14 protein-coding genes and 1 other RNA gene are annotated in these 16515 nt (G+C 63.3%); 6 read left to right on the top strand and 9 right to left on the bottom strand.

From position 1 onward, the window contains the following. Positions 1-3: 3 nt before the first annotated feature. From GWE18_RS20315 to GWE18_RS20290, 6 genes are all read right to left on the bottom strand, one after another. Complete coding sequence (locus GWE18_RS20315) at positions 4-516, bottom strand: dihydrofolate reductase (RefSeq protein WP_275187475.1); 513 nt, start codon at positions 514-516, stop codon at positions 4-6. Beyond that, entirely contained in the window at positions 516-1001 is a 486-nt protein-coding gene (locus tag GWE18_RS20310) for a GNAT family N-acetyltransferase (RefSeq protein WP_275187474.1), read from the bottom strand. The genes GWE18_RS20315 and GWE18_RS20310 overlap by 1 nt, the downstream gene beginning before the upstream one ends. Before the next feature lie 19 nt (positions 1002-1020). Beyond that, positions 1021-1815, bottom strand: coding sequence for a thymidylate synthase (locus GWE18_RS20305; protein WP_275187472.1), 795 nt, complete (start codon positions 1813-1815; stop codon positions 1021-1023). A gap of 172 nt (positions 1816-1987) precedes the next feature. Continuing rightward, on the bottom strand, positions 1988-2971 hold the full coding sequence (locus GWE18_RS20300) for a tripartite tricarboxylate transporter substrate binding protein BugD (protein ID WP_275187471.1): 984 nt from the start codon (positions 2969-2971) through the stop codon (positions 1988-1990). Between the two features lie 117 nt (positions 2972-3088). Continuing rightward, positions 3089-4654 (bottom strand): tripartite tricarboxylate transporter permease, encoded by a 1566-nt coding sequence (locus tag GWE18_RS20295; protein WP_275187470.1) that lies wholly within the window; start codon positions 4652-4654, stop codon positions 3089-3091. Positions 4655-4661: 7 nt separating this feature from the next. Next, complete coding sequence (locus tag GWE18_RS20290; protein WP_342804277.1) at positions 4662-5162, bottom strand: tripartite tricarboxylate transporter TctB family protein; 501 nt, start codon at positions 5160-5162, stop codon at positions 4662-4664. A 392-nt stretch (positions 5163-5554) separates the two neighbouring features. Between GWE18_RS20290 and ssrA the strand changes: the two genes are divergently transcribed. The 5 genes from ssrA to GWE18_RS20265 all read left to right on the top strand — a co-directional run bounded on the left by ssrA (position 5555) and on the right by GWE18_RS20265 (position 8807). Beyond that, positions 5555-5912, top strand: a transfer-messenger RNA (tmRNA) gene (ssrA, locus tag GWE18_RS20285). Positions 5913-6074: 162 nt separating this feature from the next. Further along, positions 6075-6611, top strand: coding sequence for a ClpXP protease specificity-enhancing factor SspB (locus tag GWE18_RS20280; RefSeq protein ID WP_275187469.1), 537 nt, complete (start codon positions 6075-6077; stop codon positions 6609-6611). Positions 6612-6673: 62 nt separating this feature from the next. Beyond that, complete coding sequence (fumC, locus tag GWE18_RS20275) at positions 6674-8089, top strand: class II fumarate hydratase (RefSeq protein WP_275187468.1); 1416 nt, start codon at positions 6674-6676, stop codon at positions 8087-8089. Positions 8090-8364: 275 nt separating this feature from the next. Continuing rightward, positions 8365-8553 (top strand): DUF4169 family protein, encoded by a 189-nt coding sequence (locus tag GWE18_RS20270; RefSeq protein ID WP_275187467.1) that lies wholly within the window; start codon positions 8365-8367, stop codon positions 8551-8553. Next, positions 8550-8807 carry a ribbon-helix-helix domain-containing protein gene (locus GWE18_RS20265; RefSeq protein ID WP_275187466.1) on the top strand — a complete coding sequence of 86 codons (258 nt, stop codon included), beginning with the start codon at positions 8550-8552 and terminating at the stop codon, positions 8805-8807. Before GWE18_RS20270 ends, GWE18_RS20265 begins: the two co-directional genes overlap by 4 nt. Before the next feature lie 56 nt (positions 8808-8863). On the opposite strand, the gene GWE18_RS20260 is transcribed toward GWE18_RS20265, so the two are convergent. After that, positions 8864-9439 carry a tetratricopeptide repeat protein gene (locus GWE18_RS20260; protein ID WP_275187465.1) on the bottom strand — a complete coding sequence of 192 codons (576 nt, stop codon included), beginning with the start codon at positions 9437-9439 and terminating at the stop codon, positions 8864-8866. 292 nt (positions 9440-9731) lie between these two features. Between GWE18_RS20260 and GWE18_RS20255 the strand changes: the two genes are divergently transcribed. After that, positions 9732-11309, top strand: a complete 1578-nt coding sequence (locus GWE18_RS20255) for an ABC-F family ATP-binding cassette domain-containing protein (RefSeq protein WP_275187464.1) — start codon at positions 9732-9734, stop codon at positions 11307-11309. Here the strand turns inward: GWE18_RS20255 and GWE18_RS20250 are convergent. Together GWE18_RS20250 and GWE18_RS20245 are read right to left on the bottom strand one after the other, a co-directional pair. Continuing rightward, entirely contained in the window at positions 11306-14968 is a 3663-nt protein-coding gene (locus GWE18_RS20250) for an AsmA-like C-terminal region-containing protein (RefSeq protein WP_275187462.1), read from the bottom strand. The two genes, GWE18_RS20255 and GWE18_RS20250, sit on opposite strands and share 4 nt — an antisense overlap. A gap of 271 nt (positions 14969-15239) precedes the next feature. Beyond that, the gene (locus tag GWE18_RS20245) at positions 15240-16472 is read right to left on the bottom strand and encodes a cytochrome P450 (RefSeq protein ID WP_275187461.1); all 1233 of its coding nucleotides are present in this window, start codon (positions 16470-16472) and stop codon (positions 15240-15242) included. Positions 16473-16515 lie beyond the last annotated feature (43 nt).

Here is a 16515-nt window from a genome sequence, read left to right as displayed (position 1 = left end):
AGGTTAACGCTGTTTGCGCCGGCGAAATGTCACATAGGAGAAATCGGCGCTGTCGTCCGGACCGGCCGGATTCCGCACGCGTGCCACCTCTTCCCATGCGGCCTGATCGACTGCCGGGAAACGTGTATCGCCGTCGGGCCGGGCGTGTACCTCGGTAATCTCCAGGCGATCGGCGCTGTCCATCCATTGCGCGTAGATTTCCGCGCCGCCGATCACCGCGATCTCAGTGGCGAAACGTCGCAGCGCATCGCCGGTAGCGATCGCCCTCGCATCGGTGAAGGATCGGGTAACCACCACGCCATCGGCGCGATAGCCGGCATCGCGGGTGACGACGATGTTGGTCCGTCCGGCAAGCGGCCGGCCGATCGAGGCGAAGGTCTTGCGCCCCATCACCACAGGCTTGCCCGTCGTCAGCGCCTTGAAGCGCGCCATGTCGGACTTCAGCCGCCACGGAATGGCGCCACCTGCCCCGATCACGCCGTTCTCGGCCACTGCAACGATGAGAACGATTTCCATTACCGCGTCCCTTGCGCCAGCGCCGTCAGCGCCGGACCGCCGACCCGGCAAATCGTCCACTCGTCCATCAGTTCGGCGCCGAGCGATTTGTAGAACGCGATCGACGGGGTGTTCCAGTCCAACACCGACCATTGCAGACGCGACCAGCCGTTCGCCACGCATTCTTTTGCGAGATGCACCAGCAGCGCCTTGCCGATGCCCTTGCCGCGCAGCGCCGGACGGACGAACAGATCTTCCAGGTAGATTCCGGAGCGGCCGCTGAAGGTCGAGAAATTGACGAACCAGACCGCAAAGCCGGCGGGAACGTCGTCCCACTCGGCGATCTCACAGAACAGTCGCGGGCTCGCTCCAAACAGCGCCGCGTCGATATCGACCTCGGTCGCCTCCATTTCGTGGAGCAGCTTTTCGTACTCGGCGAGCTCGCGAACGAAGGACAGGACAAGTCCGGCTTCGCCCGGGCGCGCGCGGCGGATCGTGAGGGACATCAAGCGCTCACACGGCGGCTCATACAGCAACCTCGGCCTTGATATGCGGGTGCGGATCGTAGCCTTCGAGCGCAAAATCCTCGTAACGGAACGCGAAGATATCCTTCACTTCCGGATTGATCTTCATGACCGGCAGCGGCCTGGTCGGCCGCGTCAGTTGCAGCCGCGCCTGTTCGAGGTGATTGGAGTAAAGATGCGCGTCGCCGAGCGAATGCACGAAATCGCCTGGCTTCAACCCCGTCACCTGCGCGACCATCATGGTCAGCAACGAATAGGAAGCGATGTTGAAGGGCACGCCGAGGAACGCGTCGGCCGAGCGCTGATAGAGCTGGCAGGAGAGCTTGCCGTTGGCAACGTAGAACTGAAACAGGCAGTGACAGGGCGGCAGCGCCATCTTGTCGACGTCCGCCGGATTCCAGGCGCTGACGATCAGCCGCCGCGAATCCGGGTTGCGCCTGATCATCTCGACGACGTTGGAAATCTGATCGATGCTGCGCCCGTCCGGCGCCGGCCATGACCGCCATTGCGACCCGTACACCGGGCCCAGATCGCCATTGGCGTCGGCCCATTCATCCCAGATCGAAACGCCGTTGTCCTTGAGATATTTGATGTTGGTGTCGCCAGCGAGGAACCACAGCAATTCGTGCACGATCGCCTTCAGCGGCAACCGCTTGGTGGTCAGCATCGGAAATCCGGCCGACAGGCTGAACCGCATCTGGTGACCGAAGATCGACAGCGTGCCGGTGCCGGTGCGGTCGTGCTTCTCCGCGCCGTCGCTGAGGATACGTTCGAGCAGGTCGTGATATTGGTTCATGGCTGGTGCTTCAGGCCTTATCAGAACGGCGAATTTAACGGCCGGAACATCCGATCGACACGCCGATTCGGCTTCGCACACCGATTATACCCGGAAAAATGATCATCCCCCACGCAAACGACAAGGGGCGGAACCCGCGTCCCGCCCCTCGCCATCGTCTTGATTACGTGGATTAATTCACCGCCTTGAGCACCGGCGTCCACTTCGCGATCTCGTTCTTCACCAGAGTTCCGAGCGCAGCCGGAGTGCGGTCTGCGGCAGCCGGGATGACGCTGCCTAGCTCGAGCAGGCGCTTGCGCACGTTCTCGTCATCCAGCGCTTTGACGATCGCGGCATTCAGCTTTGCGACAACGTCCGCGGGCGTTCCCTTCGGCGCGAAGATCGCGTTCCACGCCTGCGCCTGGAAGGCCGGCAAGCCGGCCTCGGCGGTGGTGGGAACATTGGGCAATGACGGATTGCGCTCGGCCGTCGCCACGGCATAGGCCTTGATGGTGCCGCCGTTGATCTGCGGCACCGCGTTGACGATCTGGTCGCACATGTAATCGACCTGCCCGCCCACAAGCGCGTTCATCGCAGGACCGGTGCCGTTGAAGGGAACACCGATCGGCTTGACTCCCAGGATCGAGTTTAACAATTCGCACGACACATTCGAGACCGAACCTACACCGGCGTGCGCCGCGTTGACCTTGGACTCATTCGCTTTCACATAGGTGATGAATTCCTTGAGGTCCTTCGGCGGGAAATCCTTCCGCGCCAGGATCAGGATCGGGGTGCCGGCGAGCAGGCCGACCGGCTCGAAATCCTTCTCCGGATGATAGGCGAGCTTGGGATAAAGCGGCACGGATGCCGCATGCGTTCCCATATGCCCGGTGATCAACGTATAGCCGTCATTGGCAGCCTTCGAGGCGCGCGTGGTGGCGGTAGTACCGCCGGCGCCGACGACATTCTCGATGATGATGGATTGACCGAGCGTCTGCGCCATATGGCCGGTGACGATGCGCGCGATGACATCGGTCGGTCCTCCCGCCGCGAACGGCACGATCATGGTGATGCTGCGCGTCGGATAGGCTTGAGCCTGCGCCTGTGCAGAGAGAAACCCCAGTCCGGCAAGCGCGGCCAAGCCAGCGCTCGCAAGCGAGCGACCGTACCAGTTCATTTTGATCTCCTCCCGAAATCGTTTGGAAATGCCGAACTTACCTGCCGGCATTTTCCATGGCATAGAAAATTAGCCCGAAGTCGACCAGACTTCGGGCTGCGGCGCACCGACGCAGGGTCAGTTCTCCGATTCCACAAACACCTCATCGCGCTTCTTGCGCAGCGATGGCAGCACCGCAAGGATGAGCAACGCGGCGGCAATCGCCATCAGCACTGCCGACAATGGACGCGTCAGGAAGACCGACCAATCACCGCGCGAGATCAGAAGTGCGCGGCGCAGGTTTTCTTCCATCAGCGGCCCGAGCACCATCCCGAGCAGGAGCGGCGCCGGCTCGAAATCGTGCTTGATCAGCCAGTAGCCGACCAGCCCGAACGCACCTGCGATCATGACGTCGGTTGGCGCGTTGTTCACGGAGTAGATGCCGATACAGCAGAAGACCACGATCGAAGGGAACATCAACCGGTAAGGCACCCGCAACAGCCGCACCCAAATGCCCACCAAAGGCAGGTTGATGATCAGCAGCATGAGATTGCCGACCCACATCGAGGCAATCATGCCCCACACCAGCTCGGGCTGCTTCTGCATCACCTGCGGGCCCGGCACGATGCCGTGAATCGTCATTGCGCCGACCATCAGCGCCATGACGGCGTTGGGCGGGATGCCGAGCGTGAGCAACGGGATGAAGGAGGTCTGGGCGGCGGCGTTGTTGGCACTCTCGGGTGCCGCGACGCCGCGGATTTCGCCATGACCGAACTTCGAGGGATCTTTCGCGACTTTCTTCTCGAGCGTGTATGCCGCGAACGAGGCGATCACGGCGCCGCCGCCCGGCAGAATGCCGAGAATCGATCCGAGCCCGGTGCCGCGCAGGATCGCAGGAGCCGTCTCCTTGAGATCCTGCCGCGTCGGCATCAGTCCCGAAACCTTCTCCTGAACCAACTTGCGATCGGTTTCACCGCCGGCATCGAGATTGCGAATGATCTCCGCAAAGCCGAACAGTCCCATCGCCAGCGTCGCAAAACCAAGACCGTCAGCCAGTTCGGGAATGTTGAAGGCCATGCGCGAGGCGCCAGTCTCAATGTCGGACCCGACCATGGAAAGCAGCAGGCCCATCACGATCATCGCGATCGCCTTCAGCACCGAGCCTTTCGCGAGCACAACCGCGAAGATCAGGCCGAGCACCATGAGCGAGAAGTATTCGGCAGGACCGAACGCCAGCGCAATCTTGGTCAGCGGCGCGCCCAGCAGGGCAATCAGCACGGTCGCGACACAGCCGGCGAAGAACGATCCGATCGCGGCAATCGCGAGCGCCGGACCGGCGCGGCCCTTTTTCGCCATCTGGAAACCGTCGAGCGCGGTAACCACGGACCCGGCCTCGCCTGGAATGTTGACCAGGATCGACGTGGTCGAGCCGCCATATTGGGCACCGTAATAGATGCCGGCCAGCATGATCAGCGCGCCGACCGGGGGCAGGCCAAAGGTGATCGGTAGCAGCATGGCCACGGTGGCGATGGTGCCGATGCCCGGCAGCACGCCGACCAGCGTGCCCACCAGCGCGCCGATCAGGCACAACAGAATGTTTACCGGGATCGGGATGGAGGCGCCGCCAAGAAAGGCGGGTGTCCACTGCACGAACTGGAAAACGACGCCGAAGCCGAGTCCAAGATTTGAAAAGACATCTCCCATCACGCCCTCACCGGATCATGAACGTCGGCAGGAGCTGCAAAGGCAGACCGAGCGCATATGGAAACAACAGGGCGCAAAACGCCGTAAGGCAGACGGCAACGATCAGTGTCTCCGTCCACCGGGTTTCCGGCGACCCGCATGCCGCGATCAAGAAGGCGGCCATGGCGGCAAAGATCATTCCCATGGGTCGGATCGTGAAGGCAAACGTCAAGATCGCGACCGTCACGAAGAAGGGTCCCCGCCAATGGTATTTCGCAAGGTGGGGACCTTCGGTGACAACGCCGACAACAGTGATGAGGGCGCCCAGTCCCAGCAACAAAAATCCGAACATCCGCGGCGCGGTACCGGCGCCGAACGAAAATCCGCGCATGCCCTGCAGGTCGCTCGACGCCCAAAGGGCGAACACGGCAATCGCCATCAAGGCAATTCCGCCGACGAACTCCTGCGGGTTGCGAACCCATTTCGGTATGATGGATTTGACCGGCGCATGGCCCGGCGTGGCGTTCATGGATATCTCCTCCCCCCAAAGACGGGTTTCTCGCCCGTTTGATTGGATAACCTGGATGCTTGTCCCAGAAACTGCCTAGCGAGTTTCCTTAGACAACGCCAGCAAAACTCAAAACGCTTCCGGGCCGAATGGCAAATGACATCGCAAAGCTGCAATCAGGCCCACCAAGCGTGCCGCAGATCGCAACCTTTGCGATTGGAGCGGCACAACACCCGGGACGATTAGCCAATCAGCGGCACGATCCAAGCATTCATGCTGGCTAAAAATCATGCAGCGCCTGGGAGGTGACCCGGTGCATTTCGAGAATTGTCGAATTCGTGGCGAAACCGCAACTGAGCGACATCAAACCGAAAGTCCGGAAGGCCCGTGTTCCCCCCCGTTCAGCGCCTTCGGCCCTATTTTTCTCCAGACTTGCACCCTATATTGGGGGTGCCGGTTCGCCGGCTATGGAAATAAATGACCGTCGCAATAAACCATTCGGACCCGGGGGCAGTACCCGGCGCCTCCACCGAAGCCCACTCCCCGGAGGATGGGTTTCGGCGGGGGCGAACCAGGATCGACGAGGGCGTAAAGGGCGAGTTTTTTCCCGGTATGGTTCCGCCGTTATCGGGCTATGCAATAGTTGCAAACGACAACTATGCTCCGGTTGCTCAGGCTGCGTAACGCAGTTTGAAAGACCAATCTAAAGTCCTAGCGGGTTAAGCTCCGCTAGGCGGGGTCCGGAGGCACCTGGCAACAGAAGCCTCCACTTTATTCTTTTCATGTCCGGGATTCTTTTCATGTCCGGGCCGAGAGCCGCTCCGCAGCAAAATCGCTTCGTCACGCCTGCTGACCTGCGGCTCCCGCCGGGGTAGCATATGGGCAAAGGGGCGAGTCGGGAGACCGGCGGCCATCCAACGTAACAGGACGACCATGGCGACCGATCATATCCGTTATGACGTGCTAGCGCGCGACGCGCTGCGCGGGGTGCTCCGCCGCGTGCTGGCCGACGCCGCCGAACACGGCCTGCCCGGCGAGCATCACTTCTTCATCACCTTCCTCTCCACCGCCGACGGCGTGAAGCTGTCGCCGCGGCTTCTGGCGCAATACCCGGAAGAGATGACGATCATCCTGCAGCATCAGTTCTGGGATCTGGTGGTGACGGAGGATCGTTTCGAGGTCGGCCTGTCGTTCGGCGGCATACCCGAGCGGCTGGTGGTGCCGTTCGCGGCGATCAAGAGCTTCCTCGATCCTTCGGTGCAGTTCGGTCTGCAATTCGAACCGTCGGAAGCCATAGCAGAGGCATCGGAAGCCGTGGCGGAGGCACCTGCAGCGAAGTTGCCGACGGTCCCCGCTCCGTCCGCCCTGTCGGTCGCCGGGCCGGAGCCCGCCGCGGAAAGCAAGGACGAACCGGGGAAGACGAGCGAAGGCGCGGAAGTGGTGCGGCTGGATCGCTTTCGTAAGAAATAATCTACGCGCGGGAAAAACCGCGACGCACGTTCCGCCATTTCGCGGCGCAACGGACATTACGTATGGCTCGATCAGCAATATCCGGAAACAAATCTACCCGCAGCGAGACCGACAGCTTCGGTCCGATCGACGTTCCCGCCGACCGCTATTGGGGCGCGCAGACCGAACGCTCGCGGCAGAATTTCAAGATCGGTCAGGACCGCATGCCGATCGCGATCGTCCATGCGCTCGGCCTCGTCAAACTTGCCGCCGCCCAAACCAATCAGGAACTCGGATTGCTCGATGCGCGTCGCGCCGGCGCCATCATCCGCGCCGCACGCGAGGTGACCGAAGGCAGGCTCGACGATCACTTTCCTCTGGTCGTCTGGCAGACCGGCTCCGGCACCCAGAGCAACATGAACCTCAATGAGGTGATCGCCAACCGCGCCAACGAGTTGCTGGGCGGCAAACTCGGCGCCAAGGTGCCGGTTCACCCCAACGATCACGTCAACATGAGTCAGTCGTCGAACGATTCATTTCCGACGGCGATGCATATCGCCGCCGCGGGACGCATCGCCGCCGACCTGATTCCGGCGCTCAGCGAACTGCATCGCGAATTACGGAAGAAGGAAAAGGCGTTCGCCAGGATCATCAAGATCGGGCGAACCCATACGCAGGACGCGACGCCGCTGACGCTCGGACAGGAATTCTCGGGCTACGCCGCGCAGATCGAGAGCGGCATCGCGCGCCTGCGCATCGCGGTGAAGGATTTGTTCCCGCTGGCGCAGGGCGGAACTGCTGTCGGCACCGGTCTCAACTCGAAACCGAGATTTGCAAAACTGTTCGCCAGGCATGTCGCGAAAATCACAAAACTGCCTTTCACCAGCGCGCCCAACAAATTCGAGGCGCTGGCTTCCAACGACGCCTATGTCATGGTGCATGGCGCGATCAATTCGGTGGCAACCGGCCTGTTCAAGATCGCCAACGACATTCGCCTGCTGGGCTCGGGCCCGCGTTCCGGTCTCGGCGAATTGATCCTGCCGGAAAACGAACCGGGCTCGTCGATCATGCCCGGCAAGGTCAATCCGACCCAGTGCGAAGCGATGACCATGGTCTGCTGTCAGGTCTTCGGCAACCAGACAACCATCACTGTTGCCGGGAGCCAGGGACATTTCGAGCTGAATGTTTACAAGCCCGTTCTGGCATATTGTATGATAAATTCCATTCAACTGCTGTCGGACGCGGCGCGCTCGTTCACCGAACATTGCGTGGTGGGCATACGCGCCGACGAAAAACGAATTCGCGAGTTGATGGAGCGCTCGCTGATGCTGGTTACCGCGCTGGCTCCGAAAATCGGATACGATAACGCGGCGAAGGTCGCCAAGTCGGCGCACGCGCGCGGAACAACATTGAAGGAAGAGGCTGTGCGCCTCGGCTTTGTGAACGACGCCGAATTCGAAAGCCTGGTGCAGCCGGACAAAATGACACACCCGGGCTGATCGCCATAGCAGCCCCCGGGAAACTACGGGTGAGAGATATAATTTGTTGCATCAGACCTGAAGAATGAAGTGGATCATCTATCGCCGTTGCGTTGACGCATGGTAGGAGCAGGAATTATTCGGTTTTCGCAGGGCGAAATATATTTTTTGATGCTATCAGTGACCGTTACACGGGGATTCCGAATGACGATCCAGTTTGCATGCGCACGATGTGACGACGTTTTTCCCAACAATGAATTATCATGCCTTCGAGTCGCCGGCTGATGGAGGCGAACATGGCAGACGTGATCAATCTGAAGCGATTCAAGAAGCGTAACGAACGGGAACAAGCGGCAAGACAAGCCGATGCCAACCGCGCGCGGTTTGGCCGGACCAAGGCCGAACGCGCGCTCGACGATCGTCGCAAGGATCGCGCCGGCGATCTTTTGGACCAGCACAAGCTCGATGACGGAGACGCGTCATGAAGTCACCCGTCGTCAAACGCTCCATCGTGGTCGCCGGCCACAAGACCAGCGTCAGCCTCGAAGAAGCCTTCTGGAACGGCATGAAGGAAATCTCGGGCCTGCGGAACATGACCTTGTCCGAGCTAGTCGGCGAGATCGACAGCAATCGCCAGCAGGGCAATCTGTCCTCGGCGATCCGTCTCTTCGTGCTGGATTATTTTCGCACCCGCGCCATGCCGCCTGCCGCGCAGGACGCTCCGCGGCCGCAGGCTTAGGCTTCGCTTCAGAGCGAGCGCGTCGGAAACGCGCCCGCTCCTGTCACGTCGCAATCTCAGTAAACAAGCCCGGTGCCGGGCGGTTTTTCCAGCGCCGCGGCCAACGACCGATACTCCTCGCATCCCGTCCCGCAAATCGCTGCGATCCGGGTCAGATGATAGGATGCCTGGTCGCGATTACCCTGCTCGATCTGCCACAGGCCGTAATACTGCCACGTCAGAACGTGGTTCGGGTCCGCCTTCAGCGCGCGCTCGTACCAGGCTTGCGAGAGCTTGTAATCGCCGAGCTTGCGATAGGAATAGCCGATCAGATTGGCGACGCCGGCGTTGTCGTCGCGGCCGAGCGCCTTGAGTTGTTCGATGGCCGCAGCATAGTCATTGCGTTGATAGATCGTCGCATGAGCGGCACGGTATCCCTGCCTGAAGTCAGCATCGTCGGCGCTCGACTGCTTGGTCGACTTCTTCTTCTTGGACGTCGATTTGGGCGCGGATCTGCTGTCCGGCGGCGGCGGGGCGGCCGAAGGCGGGTCGCCGCCACCTCCCGCGGCGAAGGCCGGAACGGATGGAGGCGAAGCGATCAGAGCCATTGAAAACAATGCCAGCGTTGCGAGCTTGATTGCGGATTTCATCATGCGAACCTCCGGTTTTCCTGCGAGAGCGAAGCCATGTCAGCCGCAGGTACAGACCCCGCCGCGAGGGAAGTATTCCGGCGGATCATGCGGAAACATGCGCCTTGCGGCATGCTGGACGGATGACCGCAATCCGTATCTAATTGATAATCGTTGCAGTTCCCCCGCAAACCGCAGGCGGAACCCCGACAACGGCCGACTGAAGAAGACCGTCACAGAGAAATCCTGGAGAGAGCAATGGACATCGCAAAGCTGACCGCGCCCTGCGACCTCAGTCCATTTTCGGAAGCTCTCCATGCCTGCCTTTCTCGTTCTGGATTCCATCTCCCTCGTCACGCCTGACGGCCGCCCCCTGTTCGATGGATTGACGCTCGCCATGGGGCGCGAGCGCACCGGACTTGTCGGCCGCAACGGCTGCGGCAAATCTACATTGCTTCGGCTGATCGCGGGCGAGGTCGAACCTGCAGGCGGATCGCTCCAACGCATCGGTTCGATCGGCATGCTCGCGCAACTGACCGACGAACGGCTGACGGTCACTGAGGCGCTCGGCGTTGCCGGCGATCTTGCCCGCCTGCGACGGCTCGAACGCGGCGAAGGATCGCTTGATGATACGACGGAGGCGGATTGGACGCTGGAAACCAGGATACAGACAGCGCTGATCGAAGCCGGACTGCCGTCGTTGCCGCTGCATCGCCCGATCGTCTCCTTAAGCGGCGGCGAACGAACGCGCCTCGCGCTGGCACGCCTGCTGATCGAGGCGCCGGATCTGCTGCTGCTGGACGAGCCGACCAACAATCTCGACTCCTGCGGGCGGCAGGCGGTGGCGCAGTTGCTCGAACGCTGGCGGGGCGGCGTCCTCGTCGCCAGCCACGACCGCGCGCTGCTGGAACGCGTCGACCGTATCGTCGAGCTGACGCCGATCGGCATCACCACATTCGGCGGCGGTTGGTCGGCGTTTACCGAAGCACGTGAGGCCGCCCGCGTCCGCGCCGCTGATGACCTCGACCGCGCCTCGGACGCGCTGCGCAATACCGAACGCGCCCTGCAGAAGGCGCGGGAAAAGAAGGCGCGCCGCGACAAGGCCGGCCGCGCCTGGCGCGCCAAGGGCATCGAGGACAAGATGTTCATGGATCGCGAGAAGGAGCGCGCCGAGAACAGCGCCGCGCGCGAAAGCCAGCTCGCCGGCCGGCTGCTCGGCGAGCGCGCCGAGGCGCTCGAAATGGCCAGGGCTCAGGTCGAGGTCCTGACGCCGCTTTCGATCGATCTGCCGCGCACCCATCTGCCCGGCAGCCGCGAACTGATCGCGTTGAAGGACGTGGTGATGGCCTTCGGGGAGCGCCATCTGTTCGGACCGCTGTCATTCGACGTTCGCGGACCCGAGCGGATCGCCATCCGCGGCGCCAACGGCAGCGGCAAGACCACCTTGTTCCGCCTGCTCACCGGTGAATTGAACCCTGCGAGCGGCGACATCAGCCGCCTCACCGACCGCGTTGCCGTGCTCGATCAGCATGTCGGCCTGCTCGATCCTGGGCAAAGCATTCTCGACAATCTGCGTCGGCTGAATCCGGAGCTCTTGGCCAACGAGGCTCACGCTGCGCTGGCGCGGTTTGCGTTCCGTAACCGGGCGGCGCTGCAGATCGCGGGCACGCTCAGCGGCGGCGAGCGGCTGCGCGCCGGCCTCGCCTGCGTCTTCGCGCGCCCGCAATCGCCCTTCCTCCTGTTGCTGGACGAGCCGACCAACCATCTCGATCTCGCCTCGATCGAGGAATTGGAAAATGCGCTGAAAGGATTCGACGGCGCGTTGATCGCGGTCAGCCACGACGAGACGTTTTTGCGGGCGATCGGAATCGGGCGGGAGATCGTGCTTGGTTAATTGGACCGCTGCGGCGGATTGGCGACTTGCGGCGTCAGCGCAAGCGGCGGACGTGGCTTCGGCCTGGCAGCGCCCGGTGCGGGCCTCACGTCGATCGGCGGCGGCAGCGGCGCGACCTGCGGCTGGCCGGCGACGGGCGCAGGCGGCGCATTGACGACGGGCGGACGCGGCGCTGTCGTCTTCTTCGCCGGAGGCCGCCGCGGGTCGCGGCCACCCTTGGGCTGGATCACCGGCGCGGTCGGTGCCGTCGCCTCCGGGATCGGCAATTGTCCATCCGCGGGCAGTACGATCGGCGGCGGCATCGGCGGCGGCGGCTCGCCGCGTTCGATGGCATCGAGCCTTCGGGTTTCGTGATCGATCGCGCGCACCGCCAGCCACGAAGATAGTGGGGCAACATCGACGCTGCGGCTGAGCGCGTCGGGCGTGCCCACGGCAAGCAGTTGAATCTCCGGGCGCCCGGTCGTCATTGTCAAGGAAAGCGCGGCGCGGATATCGGCCTGATCGGCGGCAATATCGTAGCCGCCGGAAACGGTGGCCCGCACACCATTTCCGTCCAGCGTCGTGGCTCCGACACGAAGCCGGCCGTCCCTGACGGTAAACGGGATTTGCGCGGAAGGCACCGCAAGCGCGCCGGCCGGCAACGCGGATTCGACGATCTGCTTCAATCGAACGTCGTCCTTGGCCTGCCCGCTGTCATTGGCGCGCACCGCCACCTCGAAGGCGCGCGGATCGAGGCCTGAGATCCTGGCCGCCTCCAGCGTCAGCGTTCCGCTGCCGGCCAGCGCGCCCGCCAGCGCCGAGGCGCTGCGGCCCTGGCTCGTCAGCGTCATCTGCATCGACGCGCGGCCGGCAGGCATCGCGAGGTTGCGATAGCGAAGCGCCGTGCCGTCGACGTCGGAGAACTGGACGCTTGCGTTCATCGCAATTCCGTTCGCGCCCGGCCTCACATCGACAATTGCGGCGACATCGCCGCCGCCGATCTTGCCTTTGATGGCATCGAAGGTCAGCGACCGGCCGTCGCTCTTGACGATCCCGCTCACCGGCTGCAATTCGCTTCCGCCCGGCAGCAGGCCGCGCAACGCCTGAAACGCGATTCTGCCGCGCCATCCCTTTGCGAGCCCGGTGCCGAGCGGCTCGGCCGCATCGTGTCCGGCAGCGCCGAGCGCCAAGGCAAAGGCCGGCGCCAGCGCGAGTTGCTCGGCGCCGATTTCACCCTCGATGTCCTTTTCCTCGCCAAGCGTCACCGCCACGCGGCCGCGCAGGCGCGAGCCGCCGATGCTGCTGTCGAGATCGTCGAAGGTCAGCCTGTTGCCGGCCAGCGACACGCGCGAAGACAGGCCGATATTCTGCGCCAGCGTATCCGCCGGCTTGAGGTCGAGCAGCGGCCCGAAATCGGCGCTGCGAACTTTTAAGGAGAGACTGGCCTTGGCCTCCTGCGCCCAAGGTTCAGCGGAGCCTTCTGCTTCGGCATCGAGTCCCGTTCCCGAGATCTTGGCCTTGAGCCGCAACGGCGCGCCCCACGCGCCCGTCGCTGTGCCCTCGAATCGCGCCGGGCCGTCGCCCGCCGTGACGGCGCGATCGAGCCCGAGCAACGCCAGCAGCGCGCGGCCTTGCTCGGACGACAATTTCGACTCGATCCCAACTTCGCTGTGCTGGAGCGTGGCGAGATCGATGCCCTGGACTGCCGCGACGGCTGGTCTTGCGGTGATTGTGGTGACGCCCTTGAGCTGCGGGGAGTCGAGATCGGCCGTGGCGCGCGCCTGGAGGCGATCGGACCCGCCATTCCGGTTGAGATCGAGCGCCAGTTTCAGGCGCGCCGGTCCCGGGCTGTTCCCCATTGCATTGAGCCGCGCGGCCAGCGCCGGTGAAAAAGGCACGATCAGGCTGTTCAACCGACCGAGCGAGGCAGCGCTCGAGTTGAGCGCAAACCATCCGGTCGCGTTGACGCGGTCGAAATTGCCCGCGCCATCCAGCGTCACGTTCTCAAACTGCCCGATCTTCAACTGCTCAAGCGCCAGCTTCGTCGGCGAGTAGGCCAGTCTGGCGAGCAGCGGACTAAGCTCCTGGCCGGAGGACATGGCCCGGCCGACGTCGAGCGAAAGCTTTCCCTCATCCGGCCACTCGCCTTGCGGTCCCGCCAGCGACCGCACAAAGGCCGTGGCGGCATCGAGATCGAGACGCGCCGCCTTCAGTTCCGCATCGACCCGGGAGCCGCGATCCGCCTGCCGGTGCGACATCACCACCCGCCCTTCCACCGTGCCGCCTTCGATATCGGCCTTCATGGCGTCGATGGCAAAACCTTCGGGCGCCACGGTGATGTCGCCGCGCAGGCGAAGCGGCTTCTGGCTGCGATAGGCGGTCTCGCCGCGGCCCTGCAGCCAGGTCAGCAGCGCCTCGGGGTCCGAGGATTCGACGCTGAGCGCGGCTCTGAACCGATCCGGCGCAACGCTCTTCGCAGTGGCCTCGCTGAGCGAAACCTTCGTCGCGCCGGGCGCGCGGAACTCAAGCCTGTGGATGCGCCAGGATTTGGCATCGCCTTCCAGCTCGGCGGCGATGTCCTGCAATGGGCGTCCGCCCAGCATGACCTGCTCGGAAGCGAGCTCGATTTGCGCGGGGATCGGCAAATGCGGAGTGACGGACGTGAGCGCCCGCAGCGCCGGCAGCGCGCGCGCCGGTTCAGGGGAGTTGTCCGTCGTATTTTCCTTGCTGTTTTCTTTGGCGACGAACCTGTCGGCGTCGAGCTGACGCGCCGACAGCGCCGCGCGCAATAGCGGCGTTGCACCGAAACGGATGTCGCCGCTGCCTGAAAGTTTCAGCGCGCGCTCCTCAGGGCCGTAGGTCACCTCGACCTGTTCGAGGCGCCCCGCCGAATAATCGGTTTTAACCTTCGCCGCGATACGCCACGGTGGATCGTTGCCCTTACCCTTCTGGCCGGGAGGAGCGACGAGCGTTATCGCGCCGTCGAAGCGCGGCACGCGGGCGTCGAAATTCAAGACGCCGTCGAGATCGATTGCGAGCGCGCGCTGGCCCGGATCGATATTGAGGTGAACGCGGGTGCCGTTGCCGTCGGGGCCCTGCCCCGAGAAGATGCGAAACGGATAGCGCGTGCCCTGCAGCATGAAGTTGCCGTCGCCACGGACCGAGCCGGCCAGCGAACGCACGTCGCCGCTGAAAGCGATGTCGTTCAGTTCGAGCGTAGAGCGGCTGGCCGCATCATGCAGGGCGATGCGGCCGGTGAGATTGAGCCGATCGATCGCCAGCGACCCCAGATTGACCGTCCCGGTCGATGCCGGCCAATCGATCCGCCCCTTGGCGTCGAGCCCGAGATCGAGCGACATGCCGTTGATCGTCAATTCGGTCGCGCGCACCTCGCCGCGCATCAGCGAGCCCAGGCTGAATTCCACGTCGATCTTATCGGCGCGAACCTTGCCGAGATCGTTGGCGCCGCCGACCGCGACCGAGCGCAGTTGCAGCGACGGCGCGGGCAACAGCCGCGCGTCCAGCTTGCCGCCGACCCGAACCGGCGCGCCGATGATCCGCGTCGCCTCGGCTTCGAATTGCGGCCGGAACTGGTTCCAGTCAATAAAATACGGCCCGACGAGCGCGGCAATCAATGCAATGATGAAGGCGATTGCCAGGCCGAGCAGTGTCGTCTGCACGGTGTCTCCCCTTGAACCGCCCCGGCGCGCAGGCCGCGCTACGCCGAACCCGGCCCCGGAGCAGCCCGGAATATAGAGAGAAGTGTGGCGAAGTCACAGTGGCATACTGACAGGCGCCCCGCCCGGCTCTCCAACTAGAGCCCCGGTTCTGATTTAATCAGAACCGGGGCTCTAGGTTTGTGTTTTGACGCGTTTTCTTTACGCGAACCGGGATCCACTTCGCTGGAAAACGCTATGGCCGGAGCCGGGACTAAAAACTGCCGCGAGGCGGCTACCAGCTCGCCGGCAGGCGCTTCAGGCCGCGCAGCACGAAGGTCGGCCGCCATTCCGGATTGAGCGCGTCATCCAGCCGCAGGTCCGGGATCCGTCGAAGCAGGGTCGAAATCGCAACCTCGGCCTCGATTCGCGCCAACTGGGCGCCGAGGCAGAAGTGGATGCCGCCGCCAAAGGACAGCGGCCTCACATTCGCCCGGGTGATATCGAGCCGCTCCGGGTTATCAGGATAGACCGCAGGGTCGTGGTTGGCCGAGCCGAGCAGGCAGAGCACGCTCTCGCCCTTCGGAATGCGTTTTCCCCCGAGGTCGTCGATGTCTTCCAGCGCCACCCGGCCGGTCAATTGCACGGATGAGTCGTAGCGAAGGAATTCCTCGATCGCGTTGGTGATGAGCTCGGGCTTGGCCTTGAGCAGCGCAAGCTGGTCAGGATTGCGATGCAGCGCCAGCAGGCCGTTGCCGATCAGGTTGACCGTGGTCTCGTGGCCCGCGCCGAACAGGAGAATGATATTGGCGGTCAGTTCCTCGTTGGAGAGCTTGCTGCCGTCCTCCTCGGCTTGCACCAATTGCGTGATCAGGTCGTCGCCCGGGTTCTTTCGCCTGAGATCGAAGAGCTGCTGAAAATACATCGCAGCCAACGCGTTGCTGGCGTTGCCCTGCTTGATCTCCTCCGGCGACAGCGGCACCGGATCGAGCAGGCGTCCGCCATCGCGCGAGCCGGTGTAAAACGCCTCGCGATGATCCTCCGGGATTCCGAGCATGTCGCAGATAATGGTGACCGGCAGGCGGAACGCGAAATCCTCGATCAGGTCCATCTTGCCCTGCGGGATGATTCGGTCGAGCGTTTCGTCGACGACCTGCTGGATGCGTGGGCGCATATCCTCGACCCGGCGCGCGGTGAAAGCCTTCACCACCAGCCCGCGCAAGCGGGTGTGGTCCGGCGGATCCTGCTGCAGCATCCAGTGGCTCATGCTGCGGAACACCGGCTCGTCCATGATCTTCGGGCCATAGCGGCGGATCGTGCGTTCGACGTAGTCCTTGCCGAACCGCTTGTCGCGCATCACGAGGCTGACCTCGGCATGGCGGCTCGCGACATACATCCCAAGCGGCGCCAGGTGCACCGGATCGGTGGTCCGCATCCGCTCGTAATGGGGATAGGGATTGCGAATGAATTCCGGGGCCAGCGGATTGAACAGCGGCGCGCTGCTGGCAGTCTGAACATGCTCGTTCATGGTGACCTCAACTGGTTGCTATGCGCAGCTCAGCGCGTTCCCC

This window comes from Bradyrhizobium sp. CSA112 (assembly GCF_029051645.1).
GTDB lineage: Bacteria > Pseudomonadota > Alphaproteobacteria > Rhizobiales > Xanthobacteraceae > Bradyrhizobium.
The sequence above is the reverse complement of the archived record's forward strand: the minus strand, read 5'-3'. Positions and strand labels throughout refer to the sequence as shown.

Excerpts from the sequence above, each read along its gene's own strand:
- GWE18_RS20305 (WP_275187472.1), bottom strand. The coding sequence starts at position 1,815 with ATGAACCAATATCACGACCTGCTCGAACGTATCCTCAGCGACGGCGCG.
- fumC (WP_275187468.1), top strand. The coding sequence starts at position 6,674 with ATGGCTCGATCAGCAATATCCGGAAACAAATCTACCCGCAGCGAGACC.
- GWE18_RS20260 (WP_275187465.1), bottom strand. The coding sequence starts at position 9,439 with ATGATGAAATCCGCAATCAAGCTCGCAACGCTGGCATTGTTTTCAATG.
- GWE18_RS20265 (WP_275187466.1), top strand. The coding sequence starts at position 8,550 with ATGAAGTCACCCGTCGTCAAACGCTCCATCGTGGTCGCCGGCCACAAG.
- GWE18_RS20270 (WP_275187467.1), top strand. The coding sequence starts at position 8,365 with ATGGCAGACGTGATCAATCTGAAGCGATTCAAGAAGCGTAACGAACGG.
- GWE18_RS20295 (WP_275187470.1), bottom strand. The coding sequence starts at position 4,654 with ATGGGAGATGTCTTTTCAAATCTTGGACTCGGCTTCGGCGTCGTTTTC.
- GWE18_RS20315 (WP_275187475.1), bottom strand. The coding sequence starts at position 516 with ATGGAAATCGTTCTCATCGTTGCAGTGGCCGAGAACGGCGTGATCGGG.
- GWE18_RS20280 (WP_275187469.1), top strand. The coding sequence starts at position 6,075 with ATGGCGACCGATCATATCCGTTATGACGTGCTAGCGCGCGACGCGCTG.
- GWE18_RS20290 (WP_342804277.1), bottom strand. The coding sequence starts at position 5,162 with ATGAACGCCACGCCGGGCCATGCGCCGGTCAAATCCATCATACCGAAA.
- GWE18_RS20255 (WP_275187464.1), top strand. The coding sequence starts at position 9,732 with ATGCCTGCCTTTCTCGTTCTGGATTCCATCTCCCTCGTCACGCCTGAC.
- GWE18_RS20300 (WP_275187471.1), bottom strand. The coding sequence starts at position 2,971 with ATGAACTGGTACGGTCGCTCGCTTGCGAGCGCTGGCTTGGCCGCGCTT.
- GWE18_RS20245 (WP_275187461.1), bottom strand. The coding sequence starts at position 16,472 with ATGAACGAGCATGTTCAGACTGCCAGCAGCGCGCCGCTGTTCAATCCG.
- GWE18_RS20310 (WP_275187474.1), bottom strand. The coding sequence starts at position 1,001 with ATGTCCCTCACGATCCGCCGCGCGCGCCCGGGCGAAGCCGGACTTGTC.